This is a genomic window from [Clostridium] fimetarium, assembly GCF_900111235.1.
GTDB lineage: Bacteria > Bacillota > Clostridia > Lachnospirales > Lachnospiraceae > Clostridium_N > Clostridium_N fimetarium.
Genome location: NZ_FOJI01000011.1, coordinates 182930 through 194941 on the forward strand (window position 1 = coordinate 182930; position 12012 = coordinate 194941).

The 12012-nt window shown below is 33.8% G+C and carries 13 protein-coding genes; 5 read left to right on the plus strand and 8 right to left on the minus strand.

The genetic code is table 11. The features are described from left to right. Window positions 1-4: 4 nt before the first annotated feature. The 7 genes from BMY18_RS14400 to BMY18_RS14430 form a co-directional block, all read right to left on the minus strand. Window positions 5-454 carry a CYTH domain-containing protein gene (locus BMY18_RS14400; protein ID WP_092455263.1) on the minus strand — a complete coding sequence of 150 codons (450 nt, stop codon included), beginning with the start codon at window positions 452-454 and terminating at the stop codon, window positions 5-7. Window positions 455-939: 485 nt separating this feature from the next. Beyond that, on the minus strand, window positions 940-1215 hold the full coding sequence (locus BMY18_RS14405; RefSeq protein ID WP_092455265.1) for an HU family DNA-binding protein: 276 nt from the start codon (window positions 1213-1215) through the stop codon (window positions 940-942). Window positions 1216-1312: 97 nt separating this feature from the next. Then, window positions 1313-3217, minus strand: a complete 1905-nt coding sequence (locus BMY18_RS14410; protein ID WP_092455267.1) for an ABC-F family ATP-binding cassette domain-containing protein — start codon at window positions 3215-3217, stop codon at window positions 1313-1315. Then, window positions 3214-4041, minus strand: a complete 828-nt coding sequence (locus tag BMY18_RS14415) for a purine-nucleoside phosphorylase (RefSeq protein ID WP_092455269.1) — start codon at window positions 4039-4041, stop codon at window positions 3214-3216. The genes BMY18_RS14410 and BMY18_RS14415 overlap by 4 nt, the downstream gene beginning before the upstream one ends. A gap of 64 nt (window positions 4042-4105) precedes the next feature. After that, window positions 4106-4867: a hypothetical protein gene (locus tag BMY18_RS14420; protein ID WP_092455271.1), complete on the minus strand. Its 762-nt coding sequence runs from the start codon at window positions 4865-4867 to the stop codon at window positions 4106-4108. Between the two features lie 14 nt (window positions 4868-4881). Next, on the minus strand, window positions 4882-5574 hold the full coding sequence (locus BMY18_RS14425; protein WP_092455273.1) for an ABC transporter ATP-binding protein: 693 nt from the start codon (window positions 5572-5574) through the stop codon (window positions 4882-4884). A 206-nt stretch (window positions 5575-5780) separates the two neighbouring features. Beyond that, window positions 5781-6314 (minus strand): ECF transporter S component, encoded by a 534-nt coding sequence (locus tag BMY18_RS14430; RefSeq protein ID WP_092455275.1) that lies wholly within the window; start codon window positions 6312-6314, stop codon window positions 5781-5783. 293 nt (window positions 6315-6607) lie between these two features. Here BMY18_RS14430 and BMY18_RS14435 point away from each other — a divergent pair, with 293 nt between their 5' ends. The 5 genes from BMY18_RS14435 (at window position 6608) to BMY18_RS14455 (ending at window position 11360) form a co-directional block, all read left to right on the plus strand. Further along, a complete protein-coding gene (locus BMY18_RS14435) occupies window positions 6608-8179 on the plus strand; it encodes a DEAD/DEAH box helicase (protein WP_092455308.1) in 1572 nt (523 codons plus the stop codon). A 148-nt stretch (window positions 8180-8327) separates the two neighbouring features. After that, window positions 8328-9203, plus strand: a complete 876-nt coding sequence (locus BMY18_RS14440) for a hydrogenase small subunit (protein ID WP_092455278.1) — start codon at window positions 8328-8330, stop codon at window positions 9201-9203. Window positions 9204-9214: 11 nt separating this feature from the next. Then, a complete protein-coding gene (locus BMY18_RS14445) occupies window positions 9215-10606 on the plus strand; it encodes a nickel-dependent hydrogenase large subunit (protein WP_092455280.1) in 1392 nt (463 codons plus the stop codon). Further along, window positions 10603-11070 carry a hydrogenase maturation protease gene (locus tag BMY18_RS14450; protein ID WP_092455282.1) on the plus strand — a complete coding sequence of 156 codons (468 nt, stop codon included), beginning with the start codon at window positions 10603-10605 and terminating at the stop codon, window positions 11068-11070. The genes BMY18_RS14445 and BMY18_RS14450 overlap by 4 nt, the downstream gene beginning before the upstream one ends. Before the next feature lie 35 nt (window positions 11071-11105). Then, a complete protein-coding gene (locus BMY18_RS14455) occupies window positions 11106-11360 on the plus strand; it encodes a cytochrome b5 domain-containing protein (protein WP_092455284.1) in 255 nt (84 codons plus the stop codon). Window positions 11361-11449: 89 nt separating this feature from the next. Here the strand turns inward: BMY18_RS14455 and BMY18_RS14460 are convergent, their stop codons facing one another. After that, window positions 11450-11893 (minus strand): ferritin-like domain-containing protein, encoded by a 444-nt coding sequence (locus BMY18_RS14460; RefSeq protein WP_092455287.1) that lies wholly within the window; start codon window positions 11891-11893, stop codon window positions 11450-11452. Window positions 11894-12012: the final 119 nt, after the last annotated feature.

The following is a 12012-nucleotide window of genomic DNA, read 5'->3' on the forward strand; positions in this document are numbered from 1 at the left end:
CTTCTTAGAACACTTTTTTACTCATGTTGCTATTATGGTATTCACTCGAGTATGTTACATCTAGTCCAAACCATTCCGGAGGGGTATATGAATTCGCCTGCTCTTCAGATTCAAATTCTACTTCGGCTAGGGTGATCCCTTGAAAAAGGCCCTCAAATAGGTCCAATTCTATAATGAGGTTATCGTGGGTAGGTATTTCGTAGCGCTTTTTTGTGATTATATTTCCATCCGCTTTCTGAATTAAATGGTAATAAGATTCTTTGGTTAATGGGAGATTATATTCTTCACGAACCATCTTGCCACTTCCTTTGTAAGTAAGAAAGTAGTCCTCATTGTCTTTTCTTACGCGAACTACGGGATTTGTGGATAAATAGCCTTGCTCTATGTTTCTACATTTATAAATGCTTAGATTCTCAGGTAGTTTGGTGATTAAGAACTTTCTTTCGATTTCCATAGTTTACTCCTTTTAAAAAAGCGTATGTTTCTCAAATATGGCGTAAGATTATAGAAACATGAAAAGCGTATGTTTCTCAAATATGGCGTAAGATTATAGAAACATGAAAAGCGTATGTTTCTCAAATATGGCGTAAGATTATAGAAACATGAAAAGCGTATGTTTCTCAAATATGGCGTAAGATTATAGAAACATGAAAAGCGTATGTTTCTCAAATATGGCGTAAGATTATAGAAACATGAAAAGCGTATGTTTCTCAAATACCGTGAGATTTTAGAAACATAAAAAGAATGTTTCTAAAATTTCGCGGTATTCGTCAGATAGAACGTCCAAAAAATAAGCAAGAATAAGCAAAAAGAGACTTGCTTGTTTTTGCTTATTTCTTGGGCGTTCTATCTGACTCATTACTTACGCGGATAAAAATAAGCAGAAAATAGTGAGAAACACTAGTCTGCTTACCTTCATTCATTATACGCGGCCAATTATTAAGCGTTAACAGTTTCCTTTAATGCTTTACCAGCTTTAAACTTAGGAGCTTTAGATGCAGGAATATCGATAGCAGCTCCGGTTTGTGGGTTTTTGCCTGTTCTTGCTGCTCTGTTTGATACTTCAAATGTACCAAATCCAACTAGCTGAATTTTCTCACCCTTTTTTAATTCTTCAGCGATAACTTCTGTAAAAGCTTTTAAAGCTTTCTCAGAGTCTTTCTTTGTTAATTCAGCTTTTTCTGCGATAGCAGATACTAATTCTGTCTTATTCATTTTAAATACATCCTCCTTAAAATAAGTATAATTTATTTATACCCTATTATACATAATTTGTCAATAAAAAACCCATAAAAAGCCACGAAAATGCCCATTAATAGGAGAGTTCCTCCCACTTATCATACAAATCATTTAAAATGGCTTGTGATTCGGTTTTTTTGTTGTGTAATTCAAGTAATTTAGCGGTGTTTGAACAAATTTCTGGTAATGTAGACATGTCATCAATTTGCGCAAGTTCAGCTTCAGTTTCAGCAATTTTGCTTTCCACTTTTTGAAGATCTTTTTGCTGTTTACGTAATCTGGCTTGTTCCTCTTTTGATGATTTCCAATCTGATGCACTTGAATTAGTAGAAACATCCTGACTGTTTGTATTACTTGAAAGTGAAGCGGTTAGTATATCGTGTTTTTCTTCATAATAATCATAATTTCCAATATAATTTACAATGGTTGCATTTGTTAGCTCAAGAATTCTAGTAGCTGTAATGTTAATAAAATACCTGTCATGCGATACGTAAAGAATTGTACCACTGTAGCTGTTAAGTGCATTTTCTAATATTTCCTTTGATACCATATCCAAATGGTTAGTGGGCTCATCTAGAATTAGAAAATTAGCTTCAGACAGCATTAGTTTGGCAAGAGACACACGTCCCTTCTCTCCACCGCTTAAGTCACTAATAAGCTTAAATACGTCCTCATTGGTAAATAAGAACGCTGCTAACGTGTTTCTTATCTGTGTGTTTTTTAAATCCGGATATTCATCGGAAATTTCTTGAAAAAGCGTTTTGTCCGAATGAAGCACATTGTGTTCCTGATCGTAGTATCCAATAGATACTTGAGCGCCTAGTTTGACTTTACCCTTATCACTGGTTATTATACCATTGATGATTTTGAGTATTGTGGTTTTTCCGGTCCCGTTATTTCCGATAAGTGCTACCCGTTCACCTCTTTTGATTTCAAATGAAATGTCATCAAAGAGCACATTGCTATCAAATGCCTTTGATAGGTCAGTTACAGTAAGGACATCGTTTCCACTTAAAATCTTAGGATCAAGGCTTATATTCATTTTATCATTTAATTCTATTGGTTTATCAAGTACTTCAACGCGATCTAGCAACTTTTCACGGCTCTCAGCACGCTTGATTGATTTTTCACGGTTGAATTGCTTTAGTTTAGTGATAACTTCTTCTTGATGTTTGATATCACGTTGTTGGTTTAAATAATCCTTTAACTGCATATTACGAAGCATTGCTTTTTTCTCTGAGTAAGCAGAATAATTGCCTGTAAATACAGTGCAGAATCCATTATCAATTTCAACTATCTTACTTACTATTTTGTCTAGAAAATATCTATCATGTGCAACAATAATGATACTGCCGTTATAATTGAGAAGAAATCCCTCTAACCATTTAATGGACTCAAGATCAAGATGGTTGGTAGGTTCATCAAGTAAAATGATGTCTGGTTTGGATAATAATAATTTTCCCAGAGACACTCGAGTTTTTTGACCACCTGAAAGTGTGTTTACGGACTTTGAAAAATCTTCTTCACTAAAGCCAAGGCCTTTTAGAACTCCAACGAGCTCACTCTTGTAAGCATATCCATTGTTTAGTTCAAATTCATGGGTTAGATTCGCATATTGTTCAAGCATATTAGCAAGGTCAACATCACTTGCTTCCTTCATGTCTTTTTCCAAAGAACGAATCTTTTCCTCCATTTGAATAATGTCAGCTTTAACACTTAGAAGTTCATCATAGATTGTGTTTCCAGTTGTTAGGTCCTGATGCTGAGCAAGATATCCAATCGTCTTACCTTTTGAGATGATAACTTGTCCGTTATCAGGAGAAATCTCCTGCATTATGATTTTTAAAAGTGTAGATTTACCAGCACCATTGATTCCAATAATGGCAGCTTTTTCTCTGTCCTCTATATTAAATGAGCAGTTTTTAATTATTTCGTCAGTACCAAATGCTTTGGATATATTATTGCATGATAGTATCATTGTAAATTCCAATCTTTTATAATTTTTTTAACAAGTAAGATCATATTTTTTTCTGAATGGCCTGCGGTTTCCATTACTTCGTTATGGTTTAGTTGATTTGCACCAAGACCTGCAGCCTTATTTGTGATAAGTGATATACCAAGTGTTGACATTCCACAATGTCTTGCTACAATTGCTTCTGGAACCGTGGACATACCAGTGGCATCCCCGCCAAGCGTTCTTATGGCCCTTACTTCTACAGGTGACTCAAATTGTGGACCTCTAAAATAAGAATATACGCCATTTTCAACTTCAACACCAACTTTTTTTGCTGATTCGTTTGCAAGTGTAATTAAATTGTTTGAGTAAACCTCTGTCATATCTTTGAACCTTGGACCAAATTCATCAAGATTTGGTCCGCGAAGAGGAGATGGGCAGAATAGGCTGATCTGATCATTTATAATCATAATTGTGCCAGGATTAAATGAATCCCGAATTCCGCCTGCAGCATTCGTTACGATAAGATTTTTTATCCCTAGTTTTGAAAATACACGGATAGGCAAAGTGACAATGTCCATTTCGTGCCCTTCATAGTAGTGAAAACGACCTTTCATTGCAATTACATTTTTACCTTCAATTGTTCCTGTTATAAGCTTTCCTTCATGGCCTGGAATGGTAGAAGGCGGAAAATTAGGAATATCTGTGTAAGAGATTTCTTTTGGATTTTCAATTTCGTTGGCAAGTGGACCTAGTCCAGAACCAAGTATAATCGCAATATCCGGTTTGATCTCAATGAAATCAGCAATTGATTGGGTGCTTTCATTTATTATATCTATATATTTCATAAAGAATGTTTCTCCTTTTGGCATATGAATATGCCCTATAATATTTCTGTGATTAATAAATTAATTAAAGGCTCACTTTTTTATCAAGTAAAATAGCTGAACCCAGAAATGCTCCTATCATAGCAACAATACTTAATAAATAAGATAAAATAGGGTGCAATAATTCATTCAAAACGCCAGTTCCTATCTCAACGACTGGAAGATATCCAGCTATTTTATTTATAATATAATTGAGTACTAAAAATATTAAAAAACTGATAATTCCGCGAAACTTTTTGTTTGCAAATGCAGTAGCACTAAGTGTAATTGCTAAGTATGCCATACAAATCGATGTAAAAAGATTAATCCATAAAACGATAAAGTTTACCAAAACACTTATTAGGAGAGCACTTACATCATATCCCATACTAGTGGCTAGTTGTGTAAGGATATCCTCCGTATTCTTTGCTTCTGCAAATTGACTGATAAATATATTATAGTCAAGTACGATTAATAATATTGCTATAATTGTAGTAAATCCGGCAATGATTCCTGTAGATAACAGTTTGGAACCAATTATGCCATATGTAGAAGTAGGTGTCATAAAAGTCATATAGCTGTATTTAGAACCAAGCTCTTTTGAATAAGATTGAATTGCTACAATAAACACTAACATGATTACTGCAAATCCGCCAAACAAAAGGAATACAAATGCAATTGCTGTACCTCGTTGGTCTTTTGCAAACATACTATATAAAGCATATGCTTCTAAAGCGAAAATCAAAGTATAAAGAATTATAATAGCTGTAAGGTTTCTTCTTAATTCATATTTCATTAATTTAAACATTCTTTCATCCCCCTTTATTCTGCATAGATCTGTCTATACATATCAACGATTGTTTTGTCATAAGTTTGGCGAAGCGCTTCAGCATCTCCGGATTCAACAACAAGACCGTCTTTAATAAAAATAGCAGAATCTATGATTTTTTCTAATTCGTCAACGAGGTGGCTGGAAATTATGTAAGTAGTGCTTGGATTAAAGTTTTCTGTAATTGTATTGATTATTTTTTCTCTTGCAATAATATCAATACCATTCAGTGGTTCATCTAGAAGCGTTACTGCAGATCTTCTTGAAATAGCAACAGCTACCTTTAATTTTGCCATCATACCAGAAGACATATTACTTACCTTGGTTTTAGAATTATCAAGGTTAAGATCTACTAGAAGCTTTTTATAAAGATTCATATCAAAATCTTCGTAAAAATCTTTGTAGAAATTGCCAATATCTTTTGTAGTCATATAGCTATAGAAATAATTTTCTGTAGGCATATATGATACATGCGCTTTGGTCGCAGGACTAACTGAGACCCCGTCTAAGGTTACCTTCCCTTGAGTCGGTTTGATCAAACCTGTAATGATTTTCATTAATGTCGTTTTACCGCTGCCGTTTGGGCCAAGTAAAGCGTAAATCTTGCCAGGTAAAATATCAACTGAGATATTTTGGATGGCAGTACAAGACATGTACTTTTTAACGATGCCTTCACATTTTAACATAATAAATCCCCTTTCATTTATCTTCCTATTATTTGGAAATAATCTTTTATATTATAGAACATTATTGAACTAAGTGCAACATTATAAGGGTAATTCAAAAGAACCATTTAAAATAAAAAAAGATAAATGAAGAAAATTAAAGAAAAGCAGAAAAAGATAGAGAAACAATATTTTGAATTGCTTCTCTATCTTATAATGTAGAAAAATTAAAATTTAGATTCGTTTTTTAAATTATTAAATGATGGAATTTTTAATAAAACCGGCAATAGTATAGAAGAGATTATTAATCCGGACGCCCCTTGAATTATGTTTGCGGGTACACTTGCAATAGCACCACCAGTACCAGAGATAAAAAACTCATATAAAAAATATCCGGAAACTACGATTGATGTTGAAAAAACGCCACATATTATACAACGAATTACAGAGGGCTTAATAATAACTGATAATTTGTGGTATACTATAAATACAATAACTGCGACCAGACATTTTATAATGAACGTTATCGGTGCATAAATGAAGTATCCACCCAAAAGATCCGCTAACGCAGAACCTAGACCAGCTGCAAGCCCACCGTATATTGGGCCCAAGAAAATTCCGCAAAGGATTACAAGAGCGTCACCTGGGTGTATATATCCGCCCGTTCCAGGTGTTGGAATTTTAATAATCATAGTTGCTACACATGTCAGAGCTGCAAATAGTGCAGCGATTGTTAATTTTTGAATTTTACTTGTTTTCATAATGTTATAAACTCCTCTATTTTTTATGGTTTGGAATGTTTTGCTAATAATATGATATAAGTGGCAATTTTGAAATATCCAGGTAAGAATAAAATAACCATACCAGTTTATTAAATATCTATAAACAGACATTAGCTATTTGACATGATACGATAATTAGTGTATCATTGAAAAGTTAGTATCGAAATTGAACAGTTGGCGTCTTATAGAGAAGATGCACAGAAAGGTTAAGTGAAATATTGAAATTTGAAGAATTAAACATTGATGAAAAAATACTCAAAGCTATTGAGGATATGGGGTTTGAAGAAGCTTCACCAATACAGAGTCAGGCAATACCAGTTATCGTTTCAGGAAAAGATATTGTAGGACAGGCACAAACAGGAACAGGAAAAACAGCAGCTTACGCGATACCTATGCTTGAAAAAATAGATCCAAAATCAAAAAATGTTCAGGCAGTTGTATTATGTCCAACACGTGAATTAGCAATACAGGTTGCAGAAGAAATTAGAAAACTTGCTAAATATATGACAGCAATTAAAGTCCTTCCTATATATGGTGGACAAGAAATTGTTAAGCAGATTAAGTCATTAAAAACAGGAGTTCAAGTTATTGTTGGTACACCTGGTCGTGTAATGGATCATATGAGAAGAAAGACAATTAAGTTTGATCATGTAAATATGATTATTTTAGATGAAGCTGATGAAATGCTTAATATGGGATTCCGTGAAGATATTGAAACAATCCTTACAGATACACCAGATGATAGACAAACTGTATTATTTTCAGCTACAATGCCAAAAGCAATTATTGATATTGCAAAAAGATTTCAGCATGATGCTGAGACAATTAAAGTTGTAAGAAAAGAACTTACAGTTACGAATATCGAGCAGTTTTATTTTGAAGTTAGACCTAAAACTAAGAATGAAGTTCTTTCAAGATTGATTGATCTTTATAATCCTAAGCTTTCAGTTGTATTTTGTAATACGAAGAGACAAGTTGATGAACTTATTTCTGAATTGAAAGGTAGAGGTTACTTTGCAGACGGTATACATGGAGATATGAAACAAGCTCAAAGAGATCGTGTTATGAGTGATTTCAGAAAAGGTAAAACAGAAATCCTTATTGCAACTGATGTTGCAGCAAGAGGTATTGATGTTGAAAATGTAGATATTGTATTTAACTACGATTTACCACAAGATGAAGAGTATTATGTTCATAGAATTGGTAGAACTGGCCGTGCAGGTAAAGCTGGAATGGCATTCTCATTTATTTCTGGTAAAGAAGTATATAAATTGAAAGATATTGAAAGATATTGTAATACTAAGATTCATGCAAAACCAATCCCATCATTAAATGATGTTAAGAACACGAAGCTTGATAAGATGTTTGCAAGCATCAAAGAGACTATCACAGAAGGTAATTTAGCAGAAATGATTACAGCAGTGGAAGAACATGTTAATGATGAAGATTACACAGCAATGGATATGGCAGCAGCACTTCTTAAGCTTTCAATGGGTGATAGCAACAATAGTCCTGAAGATCTTCAGCCAGCTCATTATGAAGAAAAAGAAGATAATAGTAGCAATACGATGGTTCGTTTATTCATTAACATTGGTAAAAAGCAAGGCGTAAAGCCTTCTAATATTCTTGGTGCTATCGCAGGCGAATCTGGAATTCCAGGTAAACTTGTTGGTGGAATTGATATGTATGATAGTTATACATTTGTTGAAGTTCCAAGAAAGCATGCAAATGAAGTACTTGCAGCTATGGAAAATGTTAAGATTAAAGGTAAATCAATTAACATTGAAAGAGCTTCAAGCAATAGAAAAGGTAGTGGCAATGGTAATGGTAATAAAGAAAGATAGATTTTTTCAATTTTAAAAAAATAAAAGAGCTGTTGTAAAATGACTAATTTTAGTTATTTTACAACAGCTCTTTTTATTTTAAGCATAATCTTATACATATTTATATAGATATATATAAGAATAATAGTAAATATCTGGGGGAGCAAGGTTGACAAACCCACAAGGATGTCCACTTACAGAAGTAAAGTTTAATACAGTAAAGCGGTTGACACAAGATGTTTCAGATATGGTGAATAATAATACCGCAAAAATGATAAATGTAATTTGGCTTGAAGCAACAGGGTGTTCAGGAAATATAATTTCTTTTCTAAATAGTGAAAATCCAGGTTTATATAGTATTTTAACAAATCTAGTGAATTTTACTTATAATAATACACTTATGGGAGCTGAGGGGGATTTTGCATTTGAGAAATTTTTAGATACATTAGATACAGAATTTATACTGTTAGTAGATGGCGCAATTTCCACAAAGGATAATGGAGCCTATACAATTATTGCAAATTATAAGGGGAGAAGGATTACTGCCCTAGATGCGGTGAAAATAGCGGGAGAAAGAGCAAAATATGTAATTGCAGTAGGGACCTGTGCTTCTTTTGGCGGAATGTCAGCCGCAAAGCCGAATCCATCCGAAAGTAAAAGTGTTCAGGAGGTGCTAAGCCGTACAGTGATAAGGCTACCAGGGTGCCCTTGTCATCCAGATTGGGTAGTAGGGACTCTCGCACATTTGGTTGGATTCGGGCTTCCGAAATTAGATGATCAAGGTAGGCCAGTTCTCTTTTATGGAGTTACCATTCATGATACTTGTACAAGAAGGGGATTTTTTGATAATGGTATTTTTGCGAGTAAATTAGGAGAAGAGGGATGCATGTTTAAGCTCGGTTGCAGAGGACCAGTTACAAGCACTGATTGTCCGAGACGAAAATGGAATGGGTACGTTAATTGGCCAATTGGAAATAATACGACTTGCATTGGTTGTGCACATCCAAATTTTCCAGATGGTATGGAACCATTTGTACGATATTAGGGGGGAGGGTTATGTCAAAAATAATTACGATTGATCCACTTACCAGAATTAGTGGGTTTTTAGAAATCAAAGCAGAAGTAGAGGATAATGTAATCGTAAATGCTACTGCAAGTGGATTATTATTTAGAGGATTTGAAAAAATATTAAAGGGCAGAGCACCTATGGATGCTATTTATATTACACAAAGAATTTGTGGTATATGTTCAATTGCACATGCGATATCTTCCACATTATCATTAGAGGATGCATTGAAAATATCAGTAAGCAAAAATGATAATTATCTTAGAGATATTATGCATGGATTTGAATTTATGCAAAATCATTTGAGACATTTTTATTTACTTACGATACCGAGTTATGTAAGAATATCGGCTATAAAGTTGGTGGAAGAGCAAAATTATAGTGATTTTAGACTTCCCCCTAATTTAACGAAAAGAATAGAAGAACATTACGTGGCAAGTATTGATCTTAGTAGGTTAGCGCATGAAGGCGCTGCACTTCTTGGAGGAAAAGCGCCTCATAGTCATGGGATTTTTTTGGGTGGAGTGACAGTAAATATAGATGCATATAAATTAGAAAAAGTTAAATTTATAATAAGAACGATTTTAGATTTTGTGACAACAGCTATGAAAGAAGATGTTGAGACTATTGCCACCTATTATTCTGATTATTTTAAAAAAGGGATATCTTATCCATATTTTATGAGCTATGGCGTTTTTGACAGCTATGAGGACAGTGATATCACTTATGTTAGGCCTGGAGTAATGAAGAGCGGAGTTAGGTATCCGCTGGATTCCGAGAAAATAACAGAGCAAGTTCGATATTCATGGTACCAAAAAGATCAGGGTACAGTGGAGGTGGATTTATCTAAGCCAGACGCTTATTCATTTATTAAAACGCCTCGCTATGAAGACTTACCTATGGAGGTAGGCCCACTTGCAAGGCAAATTCTTAGTGGCGAATATACGCGAGGAAATTCTTGTATGGACAGAAATATTGCTAGGGTGCTTGAAACAGAAAAAATATTAAGTATTATGAAAAATCTTGCGGATAGAGTTGAATTGCTACCCAGTAATCAAAAGATCTATGAAATGCCAAAGACTGCTTATGGAGTAGGACTTACAGATACTTCAAGAGGTGCATTAGGCCATTGGGTACAGATACAAGATCAGATTATTTATCATTATAATATTATCACACCTACTGTATGGAATCTCTCCCCGAAAGATGTAATGGGCTCACCAGGAGTTATAGAAAGGTCACTAATCGGATCGGAAATCAATGATATTAATGAGCCGGTAGAAATAGGACGTATCGTAAGAGCATTTGATCCATGTGTATCCTGTGCAACACATTTGATTGGAAATAAAGGAGAATTAGGGGTGGTTGAGGTTTTGGTATGAGCATAAAATTAATTGCTATGGGTAATGTATTAATGAAGGATGACGGGATTGGCATTGAAGTTGCAAAGCAGATAGAAGAAGCGCTTACGCAAAAAGGAATTGAAGTGATTTATGGGGAGACGGATTTTCAATATTGTATTATAAAAGTAAGAGAAAATGATTTCCTTTTAGTTTTAGATGGTGCATTTTTAGGAGAAAATCCTGGAACAGTTACCGTGATGCCACTAAATAGATTTGGTACTAATAATAGAAATTATACGCAACATAGTTATAGCTTTTTAGATTTACTGAAAATATATTATCCTTATGTGGACGGGAAAATATTTGCAATTCAAATTAAAGAGATTACATATGATTTTGGACTTAGTAACTTCCTGAAAGAAAATCTAAAAGATATTTCAAAAGATGTTTTATCAAAAATAGAAATGGTATTACAGGAAAGAAAATCTGATTGTTTTAAGTGAATTAAGGAATAATAGAGGAACAAGAAAGGAACAAGATGGATCAAGATATTATGATGCAAAAAGAATTTACATTAGAAGAATTATCTACTTATAATGGTTTGAATGGGAAACCAGAATATGTAGCTATCAATGGAATTGTATATGATATGGGTAAAATATCTGCTTGGAGAGGCGGGACTCATTTTGGGCTATATGCAGGGAAAGATTTAAGTGTAGAATTTATGGAGTGTCATGATGGAACGAAGGTGATTTTAGATATGCTTACCAAGGTAGGCACATTAAAAAATTAAACATAAAAAAAGGAGCTTAGCTGGCGAAATTTAAATCGCAAGTATGACAGCCCCTTTTTAAGTTGTGGAATTGATTAATATCATTTTTACTATTTTAACATTGAATACAAGTAAATAAACCGGCCAAAGTGTTCCTGTTCATCGGTAATGATTTCAAATACCATATCTCTCATCTGTTTATTGTCCAATTGGGAAAAAATCTCTCGATAAAGATCTACAGCTTCATTCTCACCTTTAATGCTGCTTTGCACAGCATCCATTAAAGTATCATATTGTTCAATTTCATTAGGCATAGGAATGTCTAATCTTCTACGTGTAAGAGCGAAAAGTATTTGTTGGAACATTTCATAATGCTTGATTTCATCATCATAAGCATATTTGATCTGCTTAATTACCTCAGGGTCATCAGTCATTTGCATCATTTTGTAATACTTGACTCTATCATGACGTTCGTCCTTCATAGCCTCTACTATATTATTAATTAAAAGGTTACTAGGATGTTGAGAATTATAATTTTGTTGATTGTTACTCAAAATATTTTCCTCCTAGTTATAATAATACTTTCTCGGAATCTCTAGCCCTTATTCTATAAGGGTTTCAACTCCTATATTTTAAAAATCACCCACTTTTTTATCGAAAAGGCTTGACAAAT

What these genes read in the sequence shown, in the direction of transcription:
- BMY18_RS14400 (WP_092455263.1), bottom strand. Translation starts at nt 454, where the DNA reads ATGGAAATCGAAAGAAAGTTCTTAATCACCAAACTACCTGAGAATCTA.
- BMY18_RS14435 (WP_092455308.1), top strand. Translation starts at nt 6,608, where the DNA reads ATGGGGTTTGAAGAAGCTTCACCAATACAGAGTCAGGCAATACCAGTT.
- BMY18_RS14410 (WP_092455267.1), bottom strand. Translation starts at nt 3,217, where the DNA reads ATGATACTATCATGCAATAATATATCCAAAGCATTTGGTACTGACGAA.
- BMY18_RS14430 (WP_092455275.1), bottom strand. Translation starts at nt 6,314, where the DNA reads ATGAAAACAAGTAAAATTCAAAAATTAACAATCGCTGCACTATTTGCA.
- BMY18_RS14420 (WP_092455271.1), bottom strand. Translation starts at nt 4,867, where the DNA reads ATGTTTAAATTAATGAAATATGAATTAAGAAGAAACCTTACAGCTATT.
- BMY18_RS14425 (WP_092455273.1), bottom strand. Translation starts at nt 5,574, where the DNA reads ATGTTAAAATGTGAAGGCATCGTTAAAAAGTACATGTCTTGTACTGCC.
- BMY18_RS14450 (WP_092455282.1), top strand. Translation starts at nt 10,603, where the DNA reads ATGAGCATAAAATTAATTGCTATGGGTAATGTATTAATGAAGGATGAC.
- BMY18_RS14455 (WP_092455284.1), top strand. Translation starts at nt 11,106, where the DNA reads ATGGATCAAGATATTATGATGCAAAAAGAATTTACATTAGAAGAATTA.
- BMY18_RS14445 (WP_092455280.1), top strand. Translation starts at nt 9,215, where the DNA reads ATGTCAAAAATAATTACGATTGATCCACTTACCAGAATTAGTGGGTTT.
- BMY18_RS14405 (WP_092455265.1), bottom strand. Translation starts at nt 1,215, where the DNA reads ATGAATAAGACAGAATTAGTATCTGCTATCGCAGAAAAAGCTGAATTA.
- BMY18_RS14415 (WP_092455269.1), bottom strand. Translation starts at nt 4,041, where the DNA reads ATGAAATATATAGATATAATAAATGAAAGCACCCAATCAATTGCTGAT.